The sequence below is a fragment of the Pacificispira sp. HM-600 genome, assembly GCF_977993705.1.
Genome location: NZ_OZ388079.1, coordinates 1,537,089 through 1,562,953, shown reverse-complemented (window position 1 = coordinate 1,562,953; position 25,865 = coordinate 1,537,089). Strand labels below are relative to the sequence as shown.

General features: G+C 68.8%; 26 protein-coding genes and 1 riboswitch. Of the genes, 19 read left to right on the top strand and 7 right to left on the bottom strand.

Translation table 11 applies throughout. The features are described 5' to 3' along the window. Nucleotides 1–95: 95 nt before the first annotated feature. The 8 genes from ACXZ1E_RS07395 to ACXZ1E_RS07360 all read left to right on the top strand — a co-directional run bounded on the left by ACXZ1E_RS07395 (nucleotide 96) and on the right by ACXZ1E_RS07360 (nucleotide 6,605). Nucleotides 96–668: a Fic/DOC family protein gene (locus ACXZ1E_RS07395; RefSeq protein ID WP_458042717.1), complete on the top strand. Its 573-nt coding sequence runs from the start codon at nucleotides 96–98 to the stop codon at nucleotides 666–668. A 35-nt stretch (nucleotides 669–703) separates the two neighbouring features. Then, on the top strand, nucleotides 704–922 hold the full coding sequence (locus ACXZ1E_RS07390) for a GNAT family N-acetyltransferase (protein WP_458042892.1): 219 nt from the start codon (nucleotides 704–706) through the stop codon (nucleotides 920–922). A gap of 224 nt (nucleotides 923–1,146) precedes the next feature. Beyond that, on the top strand, nucleotides 1,147–1,872 hold the full coding sequence (hemQ, locus tag ACXZ1E_RS07385; protein WP_458042716.1) for a hydrogen peroxide-dependent heme synthase: 726 nt from the start codon (nucleotides 1,147–1,149) through the stop codon (nucleotides 1,870–1,872). A 25-nt stretch (nucleotides 1,873–1,897) separates the two neighbouring features. Beyond that, nucleotides 1,898–2,947: a hydroxymethylbilane synthase gene (hemC, locus tag ACXZ1E_RS07380; RefSeq protein ID WP_458042715.1), complete on the top strand. Its 1,050-nt coding sequence runs from the start codon at nucleotides 1,898–1,900 to the stop codon at nucleotides 2,945–2,947. Then, on the top strand, nucleotides 2,944–3,750 hold the full coding sequence (locus tag ACXZ1E_RS07375; protein WP_458042714.1) for a uroporphyrinogen-III synthase: 807 nt from the start codon (nucleotides 2,944–2,946) through the stop codon (nucleotides 3,748–3,750). The genes hemC and ACXZ1E_RS07375 overlap by 4 nt, the downstream gene beginning before the upstream one ends. Next, nucleotides 3,747–4,733, top strand: a complete 987-nt coding sequence (hemB, locus tag ACXZ1E_RS07370) for a porphobilinogen synthase (protein WP_458042713.1) — start codon at nucleotides 3,747–3,749, stop codon at nucleotides 4,731–4,733. Before ACXZ1E_RS07375 ends, hemB begins: the two co-directional genes overlap by 4 nt. Before the next feature lie 34 nt (nucleotides 4,734–4,767). Further along, nucleotides 4,768–6,099, top strand: a complete 1,332-nt coding sequence (gene hemL, locus ACXZ1E_RS07365; protein ID WP_458042712.1) for a glutamate-1-semialdehyde 2,1-aminomutase — start codon at nucleotides 4,768–4,770, stop codon at nucleotides 6,097–6,099. 80 nt (nucleotides 6,100–6,179) lie between these two features. After that, nucleotides 6,180–6,605 carry a hypothetical protein gene (locus ACXZ1E_RS07360; RefSeq protein ID WP_458042711.1) on the top strand — a complete coding sequence of 142 codons (426 nt, stop codon included), beginning with the start codon at nucleotides 6,180–6,182 and terminating at the stop codon, nucleotides 6,603–6,605. Nucleotides 6,606–6,631: 26 nt separating this feature from the next. On the opposite strand, the gene ACXZ1E_RS07355 is transcribed toward ACXZ1E_RS07360, so the two are convergent. Both ACXZ1E_RS07355 and ACXZ1E_RS07350 read right to left on the bottom strand, forming a co-directional pair. Next, nucleotides 6,632–7,453: an ABC transporter permease gene (locus ACXZ1E_RS07355; RefSeq protein WP_458042710.1), complete on the bottom strand. Its 822-nt coding sequence runs from the start codon at nucleotides 7,451–7,453 to the stop codon at nucleotides 6,632–6,634. Then, entirely contained in the window at nucleotides 7,450–8,796 is a 1,347-nt protein-coding gene (locus ACXZ1E_RS07350; RefSeq protein ID WP_458042709.1) for an ABC transporter ATP-binding protein, read from the bottom strand. The genes ACXZ1E_RS07355 and ACXZ1E_RS07350 overlap by 4 nt, the downstream gene beginning before the upstream one ends. Nucleotides 8,797–8,892: 96 nt before the next feature. Between ACXZ1E_RS07350 and ACXZ1E_RS07345 the strand changes: the two genes are divergently transcribed. The 4 genes from ACXZ1E_RS07345 to ACXZ1E_RS07330 all read left to right on the top strand — a co-directional run bounded on the left by ACXZ1E_RS07345 (nucleotide 8,893) and on the right by ACXZ1E_RS07330 (nucleotide 12,488). Continuing rightward, a complete protein-coding gene (locus ACXZ1E_RS07345; protein WP_458042708.1) occupies nucleotides 8,893–9,960 on the top strand; it encodes an enoyl-CoA hydratase/isomerase family protein in 1,068 nt (355 codons plus the stop codon). Nucleotides 9,961–10,008: 48 nt separating this feature from the next. Further along, entirely contained in the window at nucleotides 10,009–10,893 is an 885-nt protein-coding gene (locus ACXZ1E_RS07340) for an LssY C-terminal domain-containing protein (protein ID WP_458042707.1), read from the top strand. Beyond that, nucleotides 10,890–11,402, top strand: coding sequence for a hypothetical protein (locus tag ACXZ1E_RS07335; RefSeq protein WP_458042706.1), 513 nt, complete (start codon nucleotides 10,890–10,892; stop codon nucleotides 11,400–11,402). The genes ACXZ1E_RS07340 and ACXZ1E_RS07335 overlap by 4 nt, the downstream gene beginning before the upstream one ends. A 129-nt stretch (nucleotides 11,403–11,531) precedes the next feature. Beyond that, nucleotides 11,532–12,488, top strand: a complete 957-nt coding sequence (locus ACXZ1E_RS07330; RefSeq protein WP_458042705.1) for a DnaJ domain-containing protein — start codon at nucleotides 11,532–11,534, stop codon at nucleotides 12,486–12,488. A gap of 15 nt (nucleotides 12,489–12,503) precedes the next feature. Here ACXZ1E_RS07330 and ACXZ1E_RS07325 read toward each other — a convergent pair whose 3' ends face one another. Beyond that, the gene (locus ACXZ1E_RS07325) at nucleotides 12,504–14,138 is read right to left on the bottom strand and encodes a D-alanyl-D-alanine carboxypeptidase (protein WP_458042704.1); all 1,635 of its coding nucleotides are present in this window, start codon (nucleotides 14,136–14,138) and stop codon (nucleotides 12,504–12,506) included. A 31-nt stretch (nucleotides 14,139–14,169) separates the two neighbouring features. Next, a riboswitch (TPP riboswitch) is annotated at nucleotides 14,170–14,278 on the top strand. Between ACXZ1E_RS07325 and ACXZ1E_RS07320 the strand changes: the two genes are divergently transcribed. From ACXZ1E_RS07320 to ACXZ1E_RS07295, 6 genes are all read left to right on the top strand, one after another. Next, nucleotides 14,271–14,915 carry an ECF transporter S component gene (locus tag ACXZ1E_RS07320; RefSeq protein WP_458042703.1) on the top strand — a complete coding sequence of 215 codons (645 nt, stop codon included), beginning with the start codon at nucleotides 14,271–14,273 and terminating at the stop codon, nucleotides 14,913–14,915. Its footprint overlaps the riboswitch before it by 8 nt. Nucleotide 14,916: 1 nt before the next feature. Continuing rightward, nucleotides 14,917–16,434, top strand: coding sequence for an ABC transporter ATP-binding protein (locus tag ACXZ1E_RS07315; protein WP_458042702.1), 1,518 nt, complete (start codon nucleotides 14,917–14,919; stop codon nucleotides 16,432–16,434). Continuing rightward, nucleotides 16,431–17,246, top strand: a complete 816-nt coding sequence (locus ACXZ1E_RS07310) for an energy-coupling factor transporter transmembrane component T family protein (RefSeq protein ID WP_458042701.1) — start codon at nucleotides 16,431–16,433, stop codon at nucleotides 17,244–17,246. The genes ACXZ1E_RS07315 and ACXZ1E_RS07310 overlap by 4 nt, the downstream gene beginning before the upstream one ends. 178 nt (nucleotides 17,247–17,424) lie before the next feature. Next, entirely contained in the window at nucleotides 17,425–18,186 is a 762-nt protein-coding gene (locus tag ACXZ1E_RS07305) for an SDR family NAD(P)-dependent oxidoreductase (RefSeq protein ID WP_458042700.1), read from the top strand. 136 nt (nucleotides 18,187–18,322) lie between these two features. Further along, a complete protein-coding gene (locus tag ACXZ1E_RS07300) occupies nucleotides 18,323–19,144 on the top strand; it encodes an enoyl-CoA hydratase/isomerase family protein (protein ID WP_458042699.1) in 822 nt (273 codons plus the stop codon). Further along, the gene (locus tag ACXZ1E_RS07295; protein WP_458042698.1) at nucleotides 19,141–19,980 is read left to right on the top strand and encodes an SDR family oxidoreductase; all 840 of its coding nucleotides are present in this window, start codon (nucleotides 19,141–19,143) and stop codon (nucleotides 19,978–19,980) included. The genes ACXZ1E_RS07300 and ACXZ1E_RS07295 overlap by 4 nt, the downstream gene beginning before the upstream one ends. Before the next feature lie 6 nt (nucleotides 19,981–19,986). On the opposite strand, the gene ACXZ1E_RS07290 is transcribed toward ACXZ1E_RS07295, so the two are convergent. The 4 genes from ACXZ1E_RS07290 to ACXZ1E_RS07275 all read right to left on the bottom strand — a co-directional run bounded on the left by ACXZ1E_RS07290 (nucleotide 19,987) and on the right by ACXZ1E_RS07275 (nucleotide 25,288). Beyond that, complete coding sequence (locus ACXZ1E_RS07290; RefSeq protein WP_458042697.1) at nucleotides 19,987–20,808, bottom strand: Cof-type HAD-IIB family hydrolase; 822 nt, start codon at nucleotides 20,806–20,808, stop codon at nucleotides 19,987–19,989. Nucleotides 20,809–20,891: 83 nt separating this feature from the next. Next, nucleotides 20,892–22,313: a glycoside hydrolase family 1 protein gene (locus tag ACXZ1E_RS07285; RefSeq protein ID WP_458042696.1), complete on the bottom strand. Its 1,422-nt coding sequence runs from the start codon at nucleotides 22,311–22,313 to the stop codon at nucleotides 20,892–20,894. Nucleotides 22,314–22,320: 7 nt separating this feature from the next. Continuing rightward, nucleotides 22,321–24,174: a beta-glucoside-specific PTS transporter subunit IIABC gene (locus tag ACXZ1E_RS07280; protein WP_458042695.1), complete on the bottom strand. Its 1,854-nt coding sequence runs from the start codon at nucleotides 24,172–24,174 to the stop codon at nucleotides 22,321–22,323. A 181-nt stretch (nucleotides 24,175–24,355) separates the two neighbouring features. Next, on the bottom strand, nucleotides 24,356–25,288 hold the full coding sequence (locus ACXZ1E_RS07275; protein WP_458042694.1) for a PRD domain-containing protein: 933 nt from the start codon (nucleotides 25,286–25,288) through the stop codon (nucleotides 24,356–24,358). Nucleotides 25,289–25,375: 87 nt separating this feature from the next. Here ACXZ1E_RS07275 and ACXZ1E_RS07270 point away from each other — a divergent pair, with 87 nt between their 5' ends. After that, complete coding sequence (locus ACXZ1E_RS07270) at nucleotides 25,376–25,858, top strand: NUDIX domain-containing protein (RefSeq protein ID WP_458042693.1); 483 nt, start codon at nucleotides 25,376–25,378, stop codon at nucleotides 25,856–25,858. The last annotated feature ends 7 nt before the right edge of the window (nucleotides 25,859–25,865 follow it).

The window sequence follows — 25,865 nt, the reverse complement described above, 5'->3', positions numbered from 1 at the left end:
ATGACTATTTCATCCCAGGTACTTCTGTGTTGAGGAACAGGTTCACGACGCCTGGCGCGCCGAATGGCGAACCTGATCCGGGCAAGCTCGCTGCGATGGAGGAGGCGTTCACTCACACGCGGATTCAAGAGTTGAGCGAGAACCCGTTGCCGGGTCGGTTCGACTACGACCACATGAAGGCGATCCACCGCTACGTGTTCCAGGACGTCTACGATTGGGCGGGCCAGGAACGGGTCGCACCGGTGGGGCAGTTCATGACGAAGGACGGACACCGCTACTACGGTGCAGGCCCTCACCTCACGGCTGCTGCGGAGGCCGAGTACGCCAAGCTCGCCGACAAGAACTATCTGCGCGGGCTCGAGCGGGAAAGGTTCATTCACGAGCTCGCGGAGAGCTGGGGTGAGATAAACGTGGTTCATGGCTTCGGAGAGGGCAACACCCGCACGCAGTTCGTGTTCTTCGCTCAGCTCGCGGAACAGGCCGGCTACCGAATCGATGCGGCCCAGTTCGCCCCTGGCACACTGCTGCGCGACGAGTTCGTGCACGCACGATTCGAGTCCCAAGACACGGGCAAGAATGATCGGCTGGCTGAGGTGCTGGGCAAGGCGATCGCCGCTATTGCTGGCGACTCCTCACCGTCCGAGGAGCCCAGCATTGTCGCTCGCTAACGTTCCTCCCATCCGTCGCATAGGGAGTCAGTGCGATTTCCCGGGAAATGCTCATGATTCACCAGATGGCGGTCGTGCCCGCCCGACGTCGTCAGGGGCTGGGTGGAAGTCTCGTGCGGGCGAGCGTGGATGATGCAATCGGGTCGGGTGCCTCGATTGTCGCGTTGACTTTCGACGACACTGAACGCGGTCTGAGCCGCTTCTATGAGCGCCTTGGTTTCACCTGCTTAGCGGGTGCTGAGATCTCGCGCTGATGTTTCGGGATGGTCCGGACATGATTGTCCGGTTCCCGCAGGACAACTCGAAATACCGGTGGGCCTATCGTGTCGTGGCATCGGCGAGGGCATCCGCCGTTTCTGTTCCGTAGGACGGATCTCACTTTCCCCGTCTTCGCCAGAGATGCCGACCTGCACAGCAAAATGCCCGATGGGGAGGGGCCAGGTTTGGCCGATCCGAAGCGCTGGGTGAGACTGGGAGTATGACCGAGAGTCACGCGCACTCGTCCGCATCCACCGCCCCAGACACAGCAGCCCCCGAAGACACCGAGCACCCCTCGGGCTTCACGCTGTGGGCTGTCTGGCGGCGTGATCCCGATCGACCCGTCGCCGCTGTCGACGAGACCGAACTCGAAGACATCGTCTCGCTCATCGAAGAGGGCGGCGTCACTGTGCGCGGCTTCTATGACGTCAGTGGGATGCGTGCCGACGCCGACCTGATGGTCTGGTTGCACGGTGACAGTGCCGAAGAGCTGCAGCGGGATCTCCGCCGCCTCCGCCGCACCGAGCTGTTGCGTAACCTACTTCCGACATGGAACGCGATGGGTGTCCACCGGGACGCTGAGTTCAATCGCGCGCACGTGCCCGGATTCCTGCGCGGCATCGAGCCGAAGGGCTGGCTCTGCCTGTATCCGTTCGTCCGGAGCTACGAGTGGTACCTGCTGCCCGAAGCCGATCGGCGGCGGATGCTGGCCGAACACGGTCGTCAGGGCGCGGCGTTCACGGGTGTGCTGGCGAACACCGTCGCGTCGTTCGCCCTCGGTGACTACGAATGGCTGCTGCCGCTCGAGGCGGACGATGTCGTCGAGCTCGTGGACCTGATGCGTGACCTCCGCTCGACCGAGGCGCGCATGCACGTTCGTGAAGAGGTGCCCTTCTACACGGGCCGTCGCCTGCTGCTCAGCGAGGTGCCCGAGGTTCTGCAGTGACGCGTCCTGCAGAGACGGCCGCAGCGTGACGACCGGGACGCTCCGACTGGGAACGCGCCGCAGCGCCCTGGCTCTCGCGCAGTCCGGACATGTCGCCGACGCGATCACCGCGGCGACCGGGGTGCCCGTGGAGCTCGTCCCGATCGTTTCCGAGGGAGACGTCACGCGCGCGCCGCTGGCGCAGCTCGGTGGCACGGGCGTCTTCGCGACCCGTCTTCGCGAGGCACTCCTCGCCGGTGAGTGCGACCTGCTCGTCCATTCGCTCAAGGACCTTCCGACCGCCGAGGCGCCGGGTCTGCGGATAGCGGTGACGCCGCGCCGCGCCGACCCCCGCGATGTTTCGGTCACCCGTGGCACGCTGCTCGCCGACTTCGGTACGGGAGAGAACGTCGCGGCCACGATCGGTACCGGATCGCCCCGGCGCCAGGCGCAGTTGCGACGGCGTGCGCCGCGCGTGCGGGTCGCGGAGCTGCGCGGCAACGTGGACTCGCGGCTCGCTCGGGTGCGAGACGGAGAGCTCGACGGCGTCGTGCTGGCCGCAGCCGGGCTGACGCGTCTCGGACTGATCGAGTCGGACGGCGGCGAGGCCGTGTGGGGCATCGGTTCGGCCGACGGCCTCCTGTTGGAGCCGCTGGGTCTGGCGGAATGGCCGACGGCAGCGGGACAGGGCGCCCTCGCGATCGAGGTGCGAGCGGATGCTTCGCCAGACATCCTCGCGGCCATCGCTCCGCTCGAAGACCCCGCCACCCGTTTCGCGGTGACGATCGAGCGCGCAATCCTCGCGCGGATCGAGGCCGGCTGTCACGCTCCGGTCGGTGTCCACGCGAGTGTCACCGATGACGATGTCCGTGTTCGCGCCGTCGTCTACGCGGTCGACGGTTCGCACAGGGTCGGGCTCGATCACGCTGAGCCCCTGGCTAGGGGGTATATTCGACAGACGGGCGGCGGCGATGGCGCGAACGCCGCCGACAGCGCGGACCCGACCGTGCGAGCAGCGCTGATCGGGGCTGCGATCGCACGTCGACTCCTTGATGGTGGGGCAGCCGACTTGGTGTCACGAGGGTCTTCTACATGAATTCAGCAGCCGAGCGTCCCGCGAAAGCGGTGAAGCCCCTGAGTGGGTGGCGCGTGCTCGTCCCCCGCGGGGGCCCCTGGGGTGATGGTGTTGCCGCGAGCTTGCGCTCGCAGGGGGCGACTCCCGTCGTGGCGCCGTTGATCAACTTCGCTCCGACCAGTGACCAGGCGTCGCTCGACGCGGCGCTCAAGGATCTGATTGCGGGCAGGTTCGATTGGCTCACGGTCACCAGCGCAACCACCGTCGACGTGCTTTACGCACACCGCGTCAATATCCCGGTGACGACGCGCGTCGCTGCCGTCGGTGAGACGACAGCCGCCGCCCTGCAGGCCGTGGGATATCGGGTCGACCTCGTACCCACGCAAGACAACTCGGCCGCGGGTATGGCCGACCAGTTGATCGCCCTCGAGCCCGAGCCTCGCCGTATCCTGACGCTCCGCAGCGAAATTGCGAAGCCCGTCCTGACCCGGCGTCTGAGCGATGCGGGGCATCACGTCCGCAGCGTCGTCGCGTATCGGACGATCGGTGTGCCGGTGACCGAGCGCATCGCCCACGATGTCGCCAACGGCCGCATCAACGCGATCCTGGTGACGAGCGGGTCGGTGGCCGAGCAGGTGCACCTGCAGTTTCCGGAGATCCCCGCGAGCACGGTTATCGCCGCGATCGGTCCGCGCACGGCGAAAGACGCGCGGCGCGCAGGGCTCGACGTCGATGTCGTGGCCGAACAGCAGACCGTCTCGGCCCTGATCGACGCGGTTTCGCGGCTTGCGCTGCCGCACGCCGCCGACGAGTTCTCACCGTGAGTTTTCCCGAACGCCGCCCCCGTCGTACCCGCCAATCGCCCGCGATGCGACGTCTCGTTCGCGAGACCCGCCTCGCCCCGGCGCAACTGATCCTTCCGGTCTTCGTGCGCGAGGGCATCACCGAGCCTCGGGCGATCGAGTCCATGCCGGGGGTCGTTCAGCACACCCTCGATTCGTTGCGCGCGGCCGCGGTCGGCGCGGCGTCGGCGGGAATCGGTGGCATCATGCTGTTCGGTGTTCCCGAGACCCGCGATGCGGTCGGCTCGGGCGCCGACGATGAGAACGGCATCCTGAACGTCGCGACGCGCGCCGTGGTGGAAGAGGTGGGCGACGCCATCGTCGTGCAGACCGACCTCTGCCTCGACGAGTTCACCGATCACGGTCACTGCGGTGTGCTCGATGCCCGCGGAAGCGTCGACAATGACGCCACGCTCGAGCGCTACGTCTCGATGGCGCTCGCACAGGCCCGCGCGGGGTCCGAGATGCTCGGGCTGTCGGGAATGATGGACGGCCAGGTCGCGGCCGTTCGCGCCGGACTGGACGCGGCGGGCTTCTCCGACACGACGCTGCTCGCCTACGCCGCGAAGTACGCGGGGTCGTTCTATGGCCCCTTCCGCGAGGCCGTGGACTCCCAGCTGAAGGGCGACCGCCGTACCTACCAGCTCGATCCCGGCAATGCGCGCGAGGGCGTGCGCGAGGCGGTCATCGATGTCGAAGAGGGCGCCGACATCGTCATGGTCAAGCCCGCGCTGCCCTACCTCGACGTGCTGGCATCGGTTCGCGAGGCTGTCGACGTTCCGGTCTGGGCGTACCAGGTGTCGGGCGAGTACGCGATGATCGCGGCTGCGGCAGCCAACGGCTGGATCGACGGCCGTGGGGCCACGATGGAGGCGCTGCTCGCCATCCGTCGTGCCGGCGCGGGCGCGATCCTGACGTACGCCGCCATCGAAGCGGCCGGGTGGCTGCGCGACGACATCTCGTGAGCGGCGGGGTCTCGTGAGCGACGAGAATTGAATCATGGATGATCGCAATGCCCTTCTGTTCGACCGCGCCCGCTCGGTGATTCCCGGTGGTGTCAACTCGCCGGTTCGGGCCTATGGTTCGGTGGGCGGGGCGCCGCGGTTCATGGCGTCGGCGCGCGGTGCCTACATCACCGATGCAACCGGTCGCGAGTACGTCGATCTCGTCGCATCGTGGGGTCCGGCGCTGCTCGGCCATGCCGCTCCCGAGGTCGTGGAGGCGGTGCGGGATGCCGCGGGCCGCGGGCTGTCGTTCGGCGCGCCGACCGAGGGCGAGGTCGAGTTGGCCGAGCTCATCGCCGCGCGCGTGAGCGTCGGCGAACACCGGCCGGTCGAGCGCGTGCGCCTGGTCTCGACAGGTACCGAGGCGACGATGACGGCTATCCGTCTTGCCCGCGGCGCCACGGGCCGCGATCTGCTGGTCAAGTTCGCCGGGCACTACCACGGTCACTCCGACGGGTTGCTGGCATCTGCCGGCTCGGGTCTTGCGACCCTGGGTCTGCCCGGATCCGCGGGGGTGCCCGCGCCGATCGCCGCGCAGACGCTCGTCATTCCCTACAACGACCTCGACGCCGTGCGCGAGGTCTTCGCGGTGCATGGCGACCGCATCGCCGCCGTCATCGTCGAGGCCGCGGCCGCCAACATGGGCGTCGTCGCGCCTCTGCCCGGCTACAACGCCGAGCTCAGCAACATCGTTCACGCCCACGGCGCGCTGCTCATCCTCGACGAGGTGCTGACCGGATTCCGCGTCCACCCCGCCGGTTACTGGGGTCTGCAGCACGATGCGGGCGAGAGCTACACGCCGGATCTCTTCACCTTCGGCAAGGTCGTCGGCGGCGGCATGCCCCTCGCGGCGCTGGGCGGTCGCGCCGATGTCATGCAGATGCTCGCCCCCACCGGGCCGGTGTACCAGGCGGGCACCCTGTCGGGTAACCCGCTGTCGGTCGCGGCGGGGCTCGCGACGCTGCGCGCAGCGACGCCCGAGGTCTACGCGCGGGTGGATGCCGCGGCATCCGTCGTCGCCGATGCTCTGACCGCTGCCTTGAGCGATGCGGGTGTCGCGCACTCCGTCCCGCGCGCCGGAAGCCTGTTCGGTGTCGCGTTCGCACCGCAGGCCCCCCACGACGACGATACGGTGCACGCTCAGGATGCCTGGCGGTACCCGAACTTCTTCCATGCCATGCTCGACGCCGGCGTGGCCCCGCCGCCCAGCGTTTACGAGGCCTGGTTCCTCACCGCCGCGCATGACGACGTCGCTCTCGGACGGATTGTAGACGCGCTTCCCGCGGCCGCCCGCGCCGCAGCATCCGCCGTCGCCCCTGCTCACTGACCCGCGGCGCCTCACTGATCGTTGCCGCACTGTGAGCGAAGCGAGCGGCGGATGCGGCCGGCCGCTGGCAGACTAGAGGCATGGTGACGCTGCTCCTCGACTCGGAACGACTCGAGGTCGTGCTGTCGCCCATCGAGCGGGCCATCGGATTCCGCCGCGGGAATATTCAGGTCGCACGCGAGCAGATCGCCAAGGTCATGCTCACCGACGACGCGTGGATCTGGCTCCGCGGTGTGCCGAGCCCCGCCACGACGGTGCCGAGCGTCGTGGCGATCGGCACGTGGAAGTCCGGCTCGGGACGAGACTTCGCGGTCATACGCGGTCGCCGTCCCAGTGTCGTCATTGACCTCGAGGGTCACGAGGACTACGAGCGACTGCTCGTCACGACGCGCCACGGCCGCGAACTCGTCCGAGCTCTGCGCCTCGACGCCGACCTAGACAAAGAGGACGACAAAGAACCCGGCACGGAACCCGGCAGGGAACCTGTTGCCGAATCTGACGTCTGAAACCAGGCGCCGCGCCGATTCGCGCGTCAGGTGACGTCGCGGGTCCAGCTGGCGATGTGCCCGATCAGCAGCAGGATGAGCGCGTAGGCGAGCAGGACGATGCCACCGTGCCACCACTCGAGGGCGTCACCTGCGCCCGCCCCCATCACGTTGTAGATGCTCGCCCCGACCAGGGCGTCGCTGGCCGCACCGGGCAGAAAACGGGTGACCTCGGCGAGCCAGTCGACGAACCCTCCCGCCAAACGCAGGAGCGGCTCCACGAACTGCGTGAAAGCGAGGACGATGACGATCGCGACGACCTGGTTGCGTACCAGCGTGCCGACGCCGATGCCGACGAGTGTCCACAGCACGAGTGCGAGAAGGGTGCGGGCGAACAGCGCCCAGGTGTCGCTGGAGCCCAGTTCGGTGTCCAGCCCGAAGCCCGCGAGGACCCCGGCTGCCGGCAGCGCCGCCGAGACAACCGAGATCAGGCCGTACATCGCCCCGATGACGACGCCGGCCGCGAGCTTCGCCCACAGCACCATGCCGCGCTTCGGGGTGGCGAGGAAGGTCGGGGTGAGCGTCTGGTGGCGGAACTCCGTCGTCACCATGAGCGTGCCGATGAGGAGCGGGAAGACGTATCCGATCGATCCGCCGATGCTGTAGAGCACCGGCGCTAGACCGTCGGCGGGGACGGTCGGGGCACCGGCGCCGCCCGTCAGATCACCGGATGCCGAGGCCGCGAAAACGAAGGCAAGACCGCCGGCCGTGCTGCCGACATAGAGCACGAGGACGATCGCGAGGATCCACCATCCGACGGTCGAGAATACCTTCGTGGTTTCGGAGCGGGTTGCGGCGACAAGGCTCATGATCGCTCCTCGTTGTCGTCGTTTTCGCGGACTTCGTCATGCGCGCCGGTGTCGGTGCGTCCGTCACTCCGGTCCGGATCGTCGTCGTCGGATGAGCGGGGTACGACCTCGATGACCCCCGTCGCGGCGACCGCGAACGACGACACGGGGGCAAAGGTCGGCAGAGCCTCGTCCTCGTCCTCGTCATCATCCGCGTCCGGAGTGGTGGGCAGGGCAGTCGGCCCCGCCTCTGCGGGCGCGCTGTCAGGGGCCTCGGTCGCGACGGCGGCCGACGCCACGGGCTCGTCGGAGACGGATTCTTCGGGTGCCGCTTCTTCGGGTGCCGCTCCTTCGGCAACCACTTCTTCGGCAACCACTTCCCCAGGAACGTCTTCTTCCGCGACCGGTTCCGCGGGCAAAGCAGCGGCTGTCGGAGCTGCGGTGTGCGACGCCGCGGCGCTCGGGTGAACGCGCGATCCGTTGACCAGCTCCAGGAAGACCTCTTCGAGCGAGGGTCCCTTCTTCTGCAGTCCCGACAGGGCAACACCCGCGGTGAGGGCGATCGCCCCGATGTCGGCGGGGTCGCCGCCACGCACCGAGACCCCGGTCCGCAGGTTCTCGTAGGCGACACCGGCGGCAGTGAGAGCCTCGGCGAGCGCCTGCCGGTCCGGCGAATCCACGACGACGGCCTGTTCGGCGGGCTCGGCGAGGTCTTCGACCGACCCCTGGAAGACGAGGGACCCGTTCGAGATGATCAGGAGCCGGTCCGCGGTCTGCTGCACCTCGGTGAGCAGGTGCGAAGACACCAGCACGGTGCGTCCCTGGCGTGCGAGTTCGCGGAGCAGCCCGCGCATCCAGATGATCCCCTCGGGATCGAGGCCGTTCGTCGGCTCGTCCAGCACGAGCACCCCGGGATCGCCGAGCAGGGCGAACGCGAGTCCCAGACGTTGACGCATTCCGAGGGAGTATCCGCCGACCCGTCGACCCGCGACATCCGCGAGCCCCACGGTCGTGAGCACCTCGTCGACGCGCGTGCGGGGGAGCCGCGCGGCTTGCGCGTAGAGCTTCAGGTGGTTGGCGGCGGAGCGCCCGGGGTGGAAGCTGGCCGCCTCGAGGGCGGCACCGACGGAGCGCAACGGTGAGGCAAGGTCGGCATAGGCCGTACCGCCGATGGTCGCGCGACCGCTCGTGGCGCGCACGAGCCCGAGCAGGATGCGCAGCGTCGTGGTCTTTCCGGCGCCGTTGGGCCCGAGGAATCCGGTCACGACTCCCGGTTCGACGCGCGCCGAAAAGTCCTGGACGGCTGCCACCGCACCGAATTGTTTGGTGACTCCGTTGAACTCCAGAACCTCGCCTTGGGGCATGCCGTACCTCTCTCTCGGACGCCGTACCCCTCATCTTGACCGATTTCCGGGCGTGAGACGGGATCCACGCAGAGGAACCGGCGGTACGGTCGGGACATGAGAACGCAGCCCCTCGAGTCCTCGCGCGTCTCGGCTCGCTTCACCCGCGGTGTCGGTCGGCTCGTGCTCGAGCGTCCCGAAGCGCTCAACGCGCTCGACCTCGGGATGGTGCGGGGCCTGCGCGAAGCGCTCGAGGCATGGCGCGACGAACCCGATGTCGAACGCATCCTGCTCGAGGGCGCGGGCGACCGGGGGCTGTGCGCCGGCGGCGACGTGCGGGGCCTGGCCGAGAGCATCATGTCCGGCAACGCCGAGGGTGCCGGGACGTTCTTTCGCGAGGAGTACGCGCTGAACGCGGCCATCGCGGAGTACCCGAAGCCGATCGTGGCTCTCGCGGATGGCGTCACCATGGGCGGCGGCATCGGCCTCGCCGGTCACGCCGCCGTGCGCATCGTGACCGAGCGCTCGGCGCTCGCGATGCCCGAGACGCGAATCGGATTCACCCCGGATGTCGGGGGCACCCGGCTTCTCGCCCGCGCCCCCGGCCATTCGGGGGAGTACCTCGCCCTGACGGGCGGGACCATGTCGGCAGCCGACGCGATCTACGCCGGATTCGCCGACCTGCTCGTGCCATCAGAGCGGCTCGACGGCGTCCGCGAAGCCCTCGAATCGCGCGCCGACCCGGGGGGTGCCACCGAGGTCGCGATGCTGTTCGACGAGTCGCCCGAGCCATCGGAGCTGGCCCGCCGCCGGCCATGGATCGACTCGGTCTTTGCGGCCCCCGACGTGGCGGCGATCATCGCGGGGCTCCGCGAACGGCCCGAGCCCGAGGCATCCGCCACCGCCGACCTGCTCGCAACGCTCTCTCCGACTGCGATGACCGTGACACTGGCCTCCGTTCGGGCGGCTCGCACGGATGCGACCCTGCGCACCACGCTCGAGCGCGAGTACGGGTTGGCGATGTGGTTCGCTCACACCCAGCCGGACCTGCCGGAAGGTGTTCGCGCGCGTCTGATCGATAAAGACGGTGCGCCGCGCTGGCGACCGGCGTCGCTGGGCGAGCTGCCGGACGACCTCGTCGAGCAGGCGTTCGCGTTCCGTCCGGACGTGCCGCTCTGGGCGTGACCGGGCGTCAGGGCTGACGGCCGGGCGCGGTATCTCTAGAGTGACCCTATGGAACGGTCGGATCCCCCGCACCGCAGACGCCGCTACTCGGTGGGTGTGGCGCTCGACTGGTTCTTCTTCGTCTTCGCGGGGCTCGCGGCGATCTGGCTGGCCTACCTCGGGTTCACAGAAACGTTCCGCGTCGGATGGTGGGGCATCCCGTTCGCGATCGTGTTCTGGGTCATGCTCGCCTACCTCGTGCTGCCGCGGCTCCATCGCATCCTCACGACGATCTACGTTCCCGACTACTTCATCGGCCGGACCCGCACGAGCGACGGGCTGCTCGGCGACCCGGTCAACCTGGCCTTCCGTGGCACGGCGGAAGAGATCGAGGCTGCGCTCGAGGCCGCGGGATGGCGACGCGCCGATCCCGTGACCCTCGCGTCGTCGTGGCGGATCATCACATCGACCCTCGGCCGCCGCAGCTACGACGAGGCCCCCGTCAGCCCCCTTTTTCTCTTCAGCCGGCAGCAGGATTTCGCCTACCAGCAGGAGGTCGACGGCAACCCCGCACAGCGCCATCATGTGCGCTTCTGGAAATGCCCGGACGGATGGCTGCTGCCGGGCGGCACGCGGGTCGAGTGGCTCGCCGCGGGCACCTTCGACACGGCCGTGGGGCTCTCCCTCTTCACCCTGCAGGTCACCCACCGCATCGATGCGGATACCGACATCGAGCGCGACCACATCATCCAGACGCTCGTCGCGGCCGAGCCCGCGATCCGGATCGACGTCATCAAGGACTTCTCGAGCGGCTATCACGCGCGAAACGGCGGTGGCGACACCATCCGTACCGACGGGGATCTGCCGATCGTGGATGTCTCGGGCGTTCCGGTGCCGGTGGCGGTCGCCCAGGCGGTGCCGGTCGCCGAGTCGGAAGGGGTGCGTGCGCGATGAAGACGCCCGCGAAACGCCCCGCGTTCGAATCCCCCGGCGACCTCGTCCGGCCGGTCGGTTACGACCCCGACATGTCCCGTCCCGCCGCGATCAGCGCCGGCGCGGGCCTCGTGATGCTGCGGGTGCTCGCGGGCCTGCTGTGGCTCGTCGCCCTGGCCTTCAACTGGGGCGACATCGCCCGCAGCCTCGATCTCGCGCTCGACGGCGTCTCGCTGACGGACGACGAAAAAGCGCTCGGACTCGCGGTGATCCTCACGATCGGGGGAATCGCGACCCTGGGCGAGGGGGTGCTCGCGGTGCTCATCTACCGGGGACACAACTGGGCACGCGTGCTCGTCATGCTGTACGCCGTCGTGTCGATCTCGGCGGCGTTCACGACGTGGTGGGTCGGTGGCCAAGACATCCGGATCGAAACGACTCTCGTGACCTTGAGTCTCGACATCCTCGTGCTGCTCGCGCTCTCGAGCCGGCAAGCCGCGGCGTACTCGCGTCGGCGACAGCGGCGCTGAGAGGTCTCTTTGGGTCGAGCCGGCTGCGCTGACAGGGTCGTTTGGGTCGTCAGCTGCGCTGACAGGCCCCTCCCCGGCTGCGGGCGTTAGCCTGGAGTCCGCCCTGGTGGCGGCGGAGGAGGCAGTGCGGTGTTCGACAGTCCCCTCTCGACGTCTGCCTACGGTGTGCTCGGCGTCGAGCCGGACGTCGACGATGAGCAGCTGCGGAAGGCGTATCGTCAACGCCTTCGCGCGACTCATCCCGACACCGGGGGCGACGCGGCCTCGTTCGGTCGGGTGCAGCGTGCCTGGGAGCTGGTCGGCACGCCGGCGGCCCGCGAGGCCTACGACCGCGGTCACGGGTTTGTGACGTTCAGCGCGGATGGCGGTGCCGATGCAGGCGCCAACACGGATCCGTCCGGTTGGCGTCCGGCGCGAGCGAGCGCCGATACCCGACCGCGGGCGCGTGCGCACGGTCACCCGGGGGGCTGGCGGCGCGAGCGCTACCTCACGCTGATGCGCGAGTGGGTCGGCCGTGGCATCCCTCTCGAGGACCCCTACGCCCCGGCTCTGGTGCGATCCGCCCCCCACGAGATCCGTCGCCTACTGGCCGACGCACTCGCCGAAGAGGCGACCGCGCGCATCGTCGCCGACCTCGGTATGGGTTTCACGGTCTGGCACGATGTCGCCGCCTCCGGTCGTCGGGGCGATGATCCCAACGCGAAGCTCGACCACATCGTCCTCGGCCCGAGCGGTCTCTACGGGGTGCTGTCGGAGGACTTCGGCGGACCCGTGACGCTCCGCCGCGGTGAAGTGCAGGGAGACGACGTCGAGGGATCGCCGATCGGCGACCTGATCGCACGGATGCGTGTGGTCGCGCGCGCCGCGGGGGTGCGCTTCAGCGGCGCGATCGTCGTGCTGCCGGACGACGATCTGCCGCAGGCGATCCTGGACGCAGGCCGCGTGCGCGGGCTGCCTGTCGTGGTGTGCGCTCGCGCCGCGCTTGCGACGGTTTTGCGCCGTGGCATCCCGGGCGCGCGGGATATGGGCGGCAACGAGGTCTTCGACGTCCGCACCCGGCTGCAGCACAGCGTGCGTTTCGTCTGAACCGTCGCCCGGGGCTCAGTCGGTGATCCCCATCAGTTGGAGCGGGTGCGTGATCCGCCACCACGGGCTCGGACCCGCCACCTCCGCCGCGAGAAGCGCCTCGACCTCGACCTCGTCGATCGGCCCGCTGACGGTCACGGAGCCAGCTGAAGCGCCGCTCGCCCAGTCGTCACCGAGCGTCAGGTTAGAGGCGGCAGCGGACGCGGACCCGTTCCACAGGATGACCGATCCGTCCGTGGCCGTCACGATGTCGACCGGATCGGCCCACAGGGTGGAAATCGTTCCGACGATCGAACCCGCGGGCAGAGCGATCGTCGGGGCGAGTTGCGCGTCGAGACCGTTCAGCAGGTCTCGCGTTGCGGCGAACCGTGTCTCGCTGTCGGGTTGACCGAGAATCGAGGCATAGGCGCGAACGGTTGTCTCGCCGACGGTGATGTCGCGCGCGGCCAGCAGGTTGTAGTCGCCGAAAAGCAGACCGGTCTTGATGCCCACGATGCCGGGCTCGCCGAGGAGGGCGTTCGTGTTCTCGACGAGACCGGCGCCGGGGAGTTCGACCGACTGCTTGGCGACGATCTCGGCGATGACCGGGTTTGCGAGAGCCCGGCGGGCGAGGGCCACGAGCGCCGCGGGCGTCGCGGTGTTGCGGGGGCTGATGCCCGACGAGTCGACGACGGTGATGCCCGCCAGCCCGTGCTGGGTGAGCCACTGCATCGCCGCTCGGGCGTAGACCGCGTCGGAGGAGTAGAGACCGTCAACGAGCTTGTCGGCGTAGTTGCCGGCCGAGCCGATCAGCATGCCCTCGAGAAGCTGATACTCGGTGAGGGTCCCGCCGACCGGGACGTCGAGTGCCGACTCGTCGGCCGCGAGGGTGTTGCGGTACGCGGTACGGTCGGCGCGCGTGAAGGCGTACTCGGGGCCCGACTCGCCGACCGCGAGCGGAAGCGCATCCAGAACGACGAGAGCGGTGATGAGCTTGGTGATGCTCGCCATCGGGACGGCCGCATCGGCGCTGGCGGCGGTGGTACCGACACCCTCGACGGCGAGGGCGGCGGATCCCGCACCCGGCCAAGCGGGAGCGGCCGGAGCGGCGACGGCCGTCTGCAGCGCCACGGACTCGACGCGGGGCGCAACGGCGTACAGGGGCCAGACGAGCATGGCGACGACGTACACGACGATCAGACCCAGGACGCTGGCGAGCGGGACGAGGACGCCGGGGCGCAGCGGCGAGCGTCGCGGCCACTGATCGACGAGCTCGGCATCCGGGGCGACCTCGGGCTGCGGCACGGCCGAGGTGCCGTCCTCGCGGATCCACGCGAGCGCACGCGTGGTGATGGGAACTTCCGCGGCGGTGGGCGGGTCTGCCACCGGCGCGGGTTCGACCGGCGCGGCGACAACGGGCTCAGTGGGCTCGGCGGGCGCGGTTGGTTCCGGTTCCGTTGCTGTTCGGCGACGGCGCCTCGGAGCGGTCACCGTAGCGGCTGCCTCCGCGGCCACGGGTGGGGCGCTGGGCTCCGGGGGCACGGCAGCGGAAGCCGACACGGGTGCCGTCGCGGCGGGGGCTTCGGCGGCCACATCCGTCACGCCCGTTTCGTGCCGACGCAGGGCCCGCCGGGTGAGCACGGGCTCGTGCGGCGGGTCGTTCGAGGTCATTCGCCTACGGTACCGCGACAGCTATACTCATCCCGTCAACCACGGGAGTCCGGTGTGCCGGGCTGAGAGGAAGCGACCACGCTTCGACCGTCGAACCTGATCTGGGTCATGCCAGCGCAGGAAGGAGCACTAATGAGTACGTCCACGTCCACATCAGCCCCCGCATCCACCGGGCGCCGCGGATTCGCCGCCATCACCTGGCGCTGGAGGGTCGTCGACATCGTCGTCGCCAGCGTCATCGGCGTCGCATGCGCCGCGGTATTCCTCGTCTGGAACATCGGGTATCAGGGTCCGAGCGCCGTCCTCGCGCCCGTCCTGCCGGGACTGCAGGGTCTACTCGCGGGACCCTGGCTGATCGCCGGCGTGCTCGGTGCCCTCATCATTCGCAAGCCGGGTGCCGCCCTTTATACCGAACTGCTTGCCGCAGTCATCTCTGCGTTCGTCGGGAACCAGTGGGGAGGCCCCCTCACGATCGTGTCGGGCCTCGTCCAGGGACTCGGCGCCGAGCTCGTCTTCCTCGTCGTCGCGTATGCGGTGTGGCGCCTGCCGGTTGCGATCCTTGCGGGCGCCGGCGCGGGCCTTGCGGGCGGTATCAACGACCGCATCCTCTGGTACGCGGCTGCCGACACGACCTTCACCATCGTCTACATCGCCGCCACGACCATCTCGGGCGCCGTGATCGCCGGTGCGGGCGCGTGGTTCGTCGCGCGCGGCCTCGCGGCGACGGGTGCGCTCGGGCGCTTCGCCTCGGGACGCGAGGTCACCTGGCGCGTCTGACGTGACGGATCCTTCGATCACGCCTCGTGCGCTGATCCGACCCGCCTCGGTCGAGGCGCGGGGCTGGGGCTGGCGCTTCGCCTCGCGCCTGGGCTGGGCGGTGACGGATGCCTCGTTCCGCATCGAACCGGGCGAGCGCGTTCTGCTGCTCGGCGCGTCGGGCGCGGGCAAATCGACCCTGTTGCACGCGCTCGCCGGGGTGCTCGGCGGCGACGACGAGGGCGAGTCGCGGGGAGAGCTCACGATCGACGGCCGGCCGGCCGCTCGCGCCGCCGGTCGGGCCGGGCTCGTGCTGCAAGACCCCGACAGTCAGGCGATCCTGGCCCGGGTCGGCGACGACGTGGCGTTCGGTGCCGAGAACCTCGGTGTCCCGCGCGACGAGATCTGGCGCCGCGTGCGCGAGTCGCTCGACGCCGTCGGGCTCGATGTGCCGCTCGATCGGTCGACATCCGCCCTCTCCGGTGGGCAGAAGCAGCGCCTCGCACTCGCGGGTGTGCTCGCGATGCGCCCGGGGCTCATCCTGCTCGATGAGCCGACGGCCAACCTCGACCCGGATGGTGTGCGCGAGGTGCGCGACGCGGTCGCGCGCGTGGCCGAGCGGACCGGCGCAACGCTCGTTGTCGTCGAGCACCGCATCGACGTGTGGTTGCCGCTCGTCGACCGCATGATCGTCTTGGGCGCGACGGGCGCCGCCGACGACGGCGCCATGATGATCGGAACCGGGGTCGGAGTTCTTGCCGATGGGCCTCCCGACCGGGTGCTCGGTGCATTGGGACCGCGCCTCGCCGAAGGCGGGGTCTGGGTGCCGGGCATCCCGCCGCGACACCCCGCGCCGCCGGTGCTCACGCCCGGTCCCGTCGTGCTCGAGGCGCGTGAGCTGACGGTCGGGCGGACGAAGGGCGTGGCCGTCGCGGGCCCCATCCGACTCGATGTGCGCGCCGGCGAGGTTCTGGGCATCACGGGGCCGAACGGTGCCGGCAAATCGACCCTCACCCTCACCCTTGCGGGGCTCCTCCCTCCCACTGGTGGTCGAGTGGAGGCATCCGGCGCCCTGGCGAATGGTCCCGAGCGCAATCCCCTGCGATGGACATCGCGCGCCCTGCTGACCCGCATCGGCACGGTCTTTCAAGACCCCGAGCACCAGCTGCTCGCAACGACCGTGCGCGGCGAGCTCGAGATCGGGCCCCGATCTCTGGGGCTGCCAGAGCACGAGATCACGCATCGCGTCGACGACCTCCTCGTGCGGCTGCGGCTCGACCGGCTGGCCGAGGCAAACCCGTACACGCTGTCGGGCGGCGAGAAGCGGCGCCTCACAGTCGCGGCGACCCTCGCGACCCGTCCCCGCGTGATCGTGCTCGATGAGCCCACGTTCGGTCAGGACGCCGTGACCTGGGCCGAACTCGTCGGGATCATCGCCGAGCTGCGCGATGAGGGCACGGCCGTCATTGTCGTCACGCACGACGCCGCGGTGCTCGATGCCCTGCATGCTCGCCGGTTCGACCTCGAGGTGAGGGCATGACAGCGCCGCCCGTCGCCCCCGCGCGCACGGGACCCATCGCGACCATCAACCCGGTGGCAAAGCTCGCGGCCGCCCTGCTGATCGCGCTGCCGCTCGTGCTGACGATCGATGCGGTGTCGGCGGCGACCGCGCTGACGCTCGAGCTCGTGCTGTTCGCCCTCTCGGGCCTGCGGTGGCGCGAATTCTGGATACGCACGCTTCCCGTGTGGGTAGCAGCACCGCTGACGGCGATCACGATCGCCCTGTACGGGGCACCATCCGGAGCCATCTATTTCGAGTGGCTATTCGTGCGCGTGAGCGACGGATCTCTCGAGCTGGCGCTCGCGACCTTCTTCCGTGTTCTGGCGATCGCGCTGCCCGGAGTGGTGCTCTTCGTCACGGTCGACCCGACGGACCTCGCCGACGGTCTCGCTCAGCTCGTGCACCTGCCCGCGCGGTTCGTGCTCGGGGCGCTCGCCGGAATGCGGTTGCTCGGACTGCTGGGCGACGACTGGCGGGCGCTCGCCCTCGCGCGCCGAGCCCGCGGGGTCGCGGATGTCGGCCGTGTGCGACGCACGCTCGGCATGGCCTTCGCCCTGTTCGTGCTCTCGATCCGGCGTGGGTCGAAGCTTGCGACAGCCATGGAGGCCCGCGGGTTCGGCGGGCACATCGTCGATGCGGACGGGCGGCCCGTGCCGCGCACCTGGGCGCGGCCGTCGCGCTGGGGTACCCCCGAATGGGTGCTGCTGGCAGCGGGCGCCGCGATCTCGGCCACCGCGGTCTCGGTCGCCGTGGCGACCGGCAGCTGGAACTTCATCCTCGGCCCCGCGTGACCCCGCGTGACCCCACCTGACCCCGCCCCGCCCCGCCTGTGCGCGAAACTTCACGTATGTGCTGAACTAGGCCTACATAGATGACATAGGTGAAGTCTCGCGCGGTGGGGACGCCGGGCGAGGGGGACCGCGTTTCGCATAGGGTGGGACTGGATGCCAGCCGTTCGAAGGGGAGCGCATGCAGATCGAGAGAGCCGGAGCCCTCGTCACGGGCGGGGCGAGCGGCCTGGGACTCGGGACCGCGCGGCGCCTGGCCGCGGACGGCGGCCTCGTCACGATCGTCGACCTGCCGACATCGCGCGGAGCCGAGATCGCCGCGGAACTGGGCGGGGTGTTCGCGCCCGCCGATGTGGCGAATGTGTCGGAGGTGCGCGCGGCGGTGGCCGAGGCATCCGCTCTCGCTCCGCTTCGCGTCGTGGTCGCGTGCGCGGGCATCGCGACTCCCGGCAAGGTTCTCGATCGCGATGGCAGCCCGACGCCCCTCGAGGACTTCGAGAGGGTCGTTCGCGTCAATCTGGTCGGCACCTACAACGTCATTGCGCAGTCCGCCGCGGCGATGGTCTCGAACGAGCCGGGCGATTCGGGTGAGCGTGGCGTGATCGTGACGACCGCGAGCGTGGCCGCGTTCGATGGGCAGATCGGGCAGCCCGCATACGGGGCGAGCAAGGGCGGGGTGCACGCAATGACGCTGCCGATCGCTCGCGAGCTGGCGCGCTACGGCATCCGTGTCGTCACGATCGCTCCCGGCATCATGGAAACGCCGATGCTTCAGGGCCTGCCCCAGGCCGCGCAGGACTCGCTCGGCGGCCAGGTGCCGTTCCCACCACGACTCGGGCGGCCCGACGAGTTCGCGGCACTCGTCGCGCATATTGCCGAAAACGGGTACCTGAACGGCGAGACCATCCGCCTCGATGGCGCGATCCGGATGGCGCCGAAGTGAGTGCCGGCGCTTTTGCGTTCACAATTCAGTCCCGTCGCCTCGGGCGCCGGCGTCGGATCGCGAAACGGTGGGGCTTCCGCCCGTTGCCCCTCACGAAATGAATGAATTACGAACATCTCGGCAAGGAGACCCGCGCATGAGCGACTCGATCGTCTACACCCGCGACGGCGCGCTCGCGCGCCTCACCCTCAACCGTCCCCAGTCGCTCAACGCGATGGGGTTCGAGATGGGCTCCCGCTGGCGCGACCTCGCGCTCGAGATCACGGCCGACCCGACGGTCGGCGCCGTGATTCTGGATGCCGCGGGCCCGGCGTTCTGCGCCGGGGGAGACGTGGTCGAGATGGCGACCTCGGGTGCGGGCGGCGCCGACGTCACCGCGGCCGCGCACACGATCCACGCGGGCATTCGCGCCTTCGTCGAATCAGACAAGCCCGTCGTCGCGGTGGTGCAGGGCGCCGTAGCCGGCGGCGGCCTCGGGCTGATGCTGGCCGCCGACTACATCGTTGCCGGCGATCGGGCCCGCTTCGTCAGCAAGTACGCCAACATCGGCCTGACCCCCGACCTCTCGGTCTCGACCCTGCTTCCCGCGGCCATCGGTCAGACGCGCGCACTGCGAATGCTGCTCGACGACCTCACGATCGACGCGGCGACAGCGCTCGACTGGGGCCTCGTGGCCGAGGTCGCCGCCGATCCGGCCGCCCGAGGCGAAGAGATCGCACAGTTCTGGCTCGCCGGGGCAACCGCCGCGTTCGGGCAGGCCAAGCGCCTCGTCCGCGCGGGTGCCCGCCGGGCTTTCGCCGACAACCTCGACGACGAGGCGCGCACGATCGGCGCCGCGTTCGACACCCCCGATGCCCGCGCCCGCGTCACGGCGTTCGCCGCGGCATCCGCTCGTCCGTCTGTTGCGCCCGCTGCTCCGCCGTCTGCTCCGCCCGCTGCTCCGAAGGAGACCTCATGACCGAAACAACCCTCGCAGGCAAGACCATCCTGATGTCCGGCGGCAGCCGGGGGATCGGGCTCGCGATCGCCCTGCGCGCGGCCGCGGACGGCGCGAACGTCGCGCTTCTCGCCAAGACCGACACCCCGCATCCGCACCTCGAGGGCACGGTCCACTCCGCCGCCGAGCGCATCCGCGAGGCCGGCGGGCAGGCGCTCGCCATCGTCGGCGACGTGCGAAACGACGACGACATCACCGAGGCGGTGCTGAAGACGACGGGCGAGTTCGGCGGGATCGACATCGTCGTCAACAACGCCAGTGCAATCGACCTGTCGGGCTCGCTCGACCTGTCGCCGAAGAAATACGACCTGGTGCAGGACGTCAACGTTCGCGGCACGTTCATGCTGTCGCGCGCGGCGGTTCCCCTGCTGCGTGAGAGCGGCAACCCGCACATCCTGTCGCTGTCGCCGCCGCTCAACCCGTCACCGCGCTGGCTGGGCGCGCACACGGGCTACACGCTCTCGAAGTTCGGGATGACGATGGTGACGCTCGGGCTGGCGGCCGAGTTCGCGCCCGACGGTATCGCCGCCAACACCCTGTGGCCGCGGACGACGATCGCCACGGCCGCCGTGCAGAACCTGCTCGGCGGCGACCGGGTGATGGCCGCAAGCCGCACGCCCGAGATCTACGCCGACGCCGCTTATCTCGTGCTCACCTCGCCCTCGCGCGAGAACACGGGGCGGTCGCTGATCGTCGAGGACGTGCTGGAAGAGAGCGGCGTGACCGACTTCTCGGGCTACGCCGCCGTGCCCGGCACTGCCGACGACCGGTTGTTCCCCGACATCTTCCTGGACTGAGCCGGGCTAGACGAGTCCGTGGCGGCGGAAAGCGTTCCACACGCCGTCATCATCGACCCGCGTCGTCACCTCGTCGGCGACGGCTTTGACCGCGGCATCCGCGTTGCCCATCGCGATACCGACCCCCGCGACCTGCAGCATTTCGAGGTCGTTCGAGCTGTCGCCGATCGCGATCGAGTCGGCGAGGTCGAGGCCGAGCGTTGCGAGAAGCTCCTCTATTGCGGCGCCCTTGTGGATGCCGCCGAGGCTCGCCTCACCGCCCGCCTCGCCGAGGTACGGGATCGTGCCGGTGATGACGTGGAACCGTGATCCGAGCCCATCGCGAACGGTCGCGAACGTGCGCGGATCCGTGCCGAAGAACGTCGCTTTTGCGATGCCGTCGAGGGGCGCGGGCCCGCGGTAGGTCATCGCCTCGACCAGTCGGTCCCCACGCGCCGGGTCCATCCCGAACGACTCGAAGAACGGCATGAGGCGCGGGAGAAGCCCCTGGCTCGGGTAGGTCGATTCGAAAGCCTGCAGGGTGTATTCCACGCTGTGCTGCTCGAAGAAGTCGATGACGTCCTGGGCCTCGGTCGCCGACATCGTGTGGGCCGCGACGAGCCGGTCGCCGTGCTCGATGAAGCCGCCGCCGGCGGAGATCACCCCATCGAACCCGATATCCGAGATGGCCTGTGGGATCTCGACGCGCGAACGGCCTGTGCACACATACAGCAGGTGCCCGGCGGAACGCGCCCCCTGCACGGCCTCGATCACCGAGGGTCGGAGCTTCTGCGTGTGGTCGATCAGGGTGCCATCGACATCGAGGAAGACGGTGCGGGGACGGGTCACAAAATGCTCCCAACGGTTCGTCTCCAGGATGGCGCATGCACCTGGAGACGAACCGATTCATGGTCGGGTCAGAAGGCCGCGTCTCAGCGGGTGAGGGATGCCCCGTTCGTGCGGATGACCTCTGAGTACCAGTCGAAGGACTTCTTCCGGTAACGCTCGAGTGAACCGGAGCCGTCGTCGTTACGGTCGACGTAGATGAAGCCGTACCGCTTGCTCAGCTGTGCCGTCGACGCGCTGACGATGTCGATGCATCCCCAGCTGGTGTAGCCGAGCACGTCGACGCCGTCGCGGAGCGCCTCGCCCACCTGCACGAGGTGGTCGTTCAGGTAGGCGATGCGGTAGTCGTCGATGACGGTCTTGACGCCGTCTACCTCGACCAATTCGTCACGCGCCCCGAGCCCGTTCTCGACGATGAACAGCGGCTTCTGCCACCGGTCCCAGAACTGGTTCAGCACCACGCGCAGGCCGATCGGGTCGATCTGCCATCCCCACTCGCTCGCAGGGAGTGTCGGGTTCGGCACGCCTCCCATGATGTTGCCCTCGCCGGCGACCTTCTTGGCGGGGTCGCCGGTCTCGGCAATGCTCATGTAGTAGCTGAACGAGACGAAGTCGACCGTGTTGGTCAGGGTCTCGCGATCCTCGTCCGTGATGTCGAGCTCGATGCCCTTATCGTGCAGCGCCCGCAGGAAGTAGCCGGGGTAGACGCCGCGCGTGTGCACATCGCCGTAGACGAGGTTGGCGTGGTCGGCGTCCATGACAGCGACCATGTCGTCGGGCGACGGGGTGAGGGGGTACACGGGCATCGAGAGCACCATGCATCCGATCTGCGCGTTCGGCGCCACCGTGCGCGCGATGCGGGTCGCCGACGCGCTCGCGACCAGTTCGTGGTGCATCGCCTGGTAGAGGTGCTTCTCGGCGAGCTGATCCTTGGGGGTGTTGATGCCGCCCGACATGAACGGGGCATGCAGCAGCGAGTTGATCTCGTTGAAGGTCAGCCAGTACTTCACGCGCGAGCCGTAGCGCTCGAACAGCACGGTGGCGTAGCGCTCGTAGAAGCCGATCAGGTCGCGGCTGATCCATCCGTCGTACGTCTCGGCCAGGTGCAGCGGGGTCTCGTAGTGCGAGATCGTGACGAGCGGCTCGATGCCGTGCTTCTCGAGCTCGTCGAGCACGCGATCGTAGAACGCCAGGCCTTCTTCGTTCGCCTCGGCCTCATCTCCGCGCGGGAAGATGCGGCTCCACGCGATCGAGAAGCGATACACCCCGAAGCCCATCTCGGCGAACAGCGCGATGTCTTCCGCGTAGCAGTGGTAGAAGTCGATCGCTTCGTGCTTGAGGTTGTCCGGTGTCGGACCCTCGGTGCGGGGGCCAACGATGCCCTGGGGCATCACGTCCTGTACCGAGAGGCCCTTGCCGCCTTCGACGTAGGCGCCCTCGATCTGGTTGGCGGCGGTCGCCCCGCCCCAGAGGAAGGTGGCGGGGAAGGGGGTGGTGGTGTCAGTCATATCTCTCTCACTTCGCCGCAATGGCTGACTCGACCGCGCGGGCGAAGAACAGCGCTTCGCCGTGCGCAATCGGGCCGGATGCCGCCTCTCCGACCTCGGGGTAGAGGTCGGGGTTGGTGACGATGACCGGGGTGGTCAGGTCGTATCCGGCCGCTTCGATTGCCGCGCGGTCGAACTCGACCAGCAGGTCGCCGGCCGAGACCTGCTGGCCCGCCGTGACCTTCGGCGTGAAGTGCGCCCCGCCGAGCTTGACCGTGTCGATACCGATGTGGATCAGCAGCTCGAGGCCGTCGGCGTGGCGGAGGCCGATCGCGTGTCCGGTCGGGAACGCGGCGACGACCGTGGCATCGAACGGCGCGTACAGGGCACCCGAGCGGGGCTTGATCGCGACACCGTCACCCAGGCTGCCGTCGGCGAACGCGGCATCCGGAGTCTCGGACAGGGGAACGGCGGTGCCATCGAGCGGGCTCTGCACCGCGACGTCCGTGCTCTCGGCGGCCTGCATCTCATCCTCGACCGGGTCCTTGAATCCGATGACCACGACGAGCAGGAACGGGATGACGATCGCGGCGGCGAGGCCGATGATCATCATGATCGTGCTGCCGTTGCCGAACAGTGCCGGCAGAGCCAGACCTGACGGGACGACGAAGGCGGTCGCGAAGACGCCACCGGCGGCCATGATCGCGCCACCGACGACGCCGCCCACGATGCCGAAGGCGAACGGCCGCTTGAGGGGCAGGTTGATGCCGTAGATCGCGGGCTCGGTGATGCCGGCGAGGAAGCCCGACAGGGTCGCGGGCGCGGCGAGCGAGCGCAGGTTCTTGTTGCGCGTACGAACCCAGACGCCGGCGACGGCCGCGGCCTGGGCGAGCACGGCGGCGAAGACAGGGGCGACGAGCAGGATCTGACCCGTGGTCTGGTACTCGAGCGTGAAGAGCGGGACGAGGCCCCAGTGCAGGCCGAAGATGACGAATACCTGCCACAGGCCACCCATGATCGCACCACCGAGCCACGGCACGGTCGCGAAGACCCAGCCGATTGCCCCGCCGATCCAGCCGCTCAGGATGGCCGAGATAGGACCGATCACGACGAAGACGAGCGGAACCGCGATCAGCACGACGATCATCGGGGTGACGAAGCGACGGATGGCACCCGGGAGCTTGGCGTAGAGGAACTTCTCGGCGTAGCTCTGCAGCCACACGATGATGATGATCGGGATGACGCTCGAGACGTAGGTCACCATCGTGAAGGGGATGCCGAAGAACGTCAGGTCAGGCGCGCCCACGAGCGGGGTGATCGTCGGATACAGCAGCGCCCCCGCGATGGCGAGCGAGGTGAACTCGCTGGCCTTGAAGTAGCGCGCGGCCGTGATCGCCAGGGCGAGGGGCAGGAAGTTGATGAAGGCATCCGACAGGGCGAACAGCACCGTGTACGTGCTCGTCGTCGTGTCGATCCAGCCGAAGGTCGCCGCGGCCGCGAGGAACGCCTTCAGCAGACCGGTTCCCGCCAGCGCCCACAGCAGCGGGGTGAAGATCGAGGAGATCATGTTGATGAAGCGGTTGAAGAGGTTGCCCTTGGGGGCATCCGTCGCGGGTGTCGAGGCACCCGAGCCGCCGAACTTCGAGATCTTGCCGAGTGCGGCGTACACCTCGGGCACATCGTTGCCGATGACGACCTGGTATTGACCGCCGGCCTGAGCCGTGGTGATGACCCCAGGAACCGACCGGATCGTCTTTTCGTTGGCCTTCGACTCGTCTTTCAGGACGAACCGGAGCCGCGTCGCGCAGTGCACGACCGACTGCACATTCTGTTCGCCGCCGACGCCGTCGAGGACGCCCGCCGCTGTCTTGGAGTAGTCCATAGGACTCTCTCGCCTTCCGCCGCATCCGCGCGGCCTTGGTGTGTGTGGAAGCCTCGGACCGATTTTTGGCAACAAAAAAACCTGAACTCGTTCACCGTCGAAAAGACGATGTGAGTTCAGGTTTTGCCCGCTGCTGCGGTAACAATCCTTCGCTTCGCAAAGCGACTCCGCTCTGCGCCGGTCAGCGTAGCACAGCCTCACCCGGGTTGTCTTCGGGGGCGGATGCGCCTGAAGTGCCGGATCCAATCGCCACCTGACTTGCGAGACGCTCCACATGCACGATCAGGTACAGCAGCTCTTCGTCGGTCAGTTCTGATTCGGTCGCCGCCAAGACGTACGACTTGACCTCCAGCGCGATCGCGTGGGAGCGCGGGTAGCTGTGCTTAGCGAACTCGAAAAACGAGGTGTCGGCGCCGCGCAGCATCGACCGCGACACCAGGCGCTGCAGCAAGAACTGCACGTGCAGGATGAAGCGGGCGTAGTCGGGGCTGTCGACGTCGAGCCGCACGCCGAGGCCCGATTCGACCGTGGTCACGACGTGCTGCACGCGGCGGAACAGCAGAGCCGCGGTGCCGTTTGGCTCGTCCCGCGTGGCGTTGAGCAGGTGCATCGTGAGGAAGACCGACTCTTCGTCGGGCAGGGGGCGCTCGAGCGACGCGCTGATCGAGTCGACCATGAGCGACGCCGCGGCGAACTCCTGCGGGTGGAGCACCCGCAGCTCCGGCATCGATGTCGTGGGGATGCGGATGCCCTGGTCGAGGCGTTCGATCACGAACTGGATATGGTCGACCACGCCCATCGTGAGGCGTCGTCCGAGGCTTCGCCCCAACATCCGCTCGGCATCGTCGACGGCCCGCGATACGGCCTCGATCACCGCGTAGGGAACGTCGGTGAGCAGGCGCCGGTCGCGCTCGCCGTCGGATCCCTCGTCGAGGACGAAGGTCTTCTCGACCTTGGCGGCATCGATCACGTCGGCGGGCGACAGCTGAAAGCCGAGGCCCCGGCCCATGAGCACGCGTTCACGACCGTTGTCGTCGATCGAGATCACAACGTTGTTGTTGAGCACTTTGTGCACAACCGTTGCGGCGCCCGACGCGCCGTTTCCCGCCGCCATCCGCAAAGTCTACGGTGGGTCCGGCGAGCGGACCTAGCCTGGGGGGATGCCTCATCGATTCGTCGCTTCCGAGACATCCGGGTCGCCATGCCGGTGATGAGCGCGGGGCTTCTCCTGTATCGGATCACGGGCGCGCACGAGAGCACACCGGTTCTCGAGGTGCTGATCGCCCATATGGGCGGCCCGTTCTGGGCGCGAAAGTCCGAGGGCGCCTGGTCGATCCCCAAGGGAGAGTTCGACCCGGATGCGGAGTCGGGGCTCGATGCAGCCCGTCGCGAGTTCGCGGAGGAGCTCGGGGTAGATGCGCCCGACGTCGAATATGCCGAACTCGGCACGTTCTCCTATGCCTCGGGTAAACGCGTCATCGTCTTCGTCGGAGACGGCGCGGATTTTGGCCCGAAGACCTTCACCTACGGGACTTTCGAGCTCGAGTGGCCGCCGCGCTCGGGCCGCATCGTCGAGTTTCCCGAGGTCGACGATGCGCGGTGGATCGACGCGGATGCTGCTTCGGCCCTGCTCGTGAAGGGCCAGCGCCCCGCACTCGAGGCACTCGCGCGCCACCTGGGGTAGGCCGCAC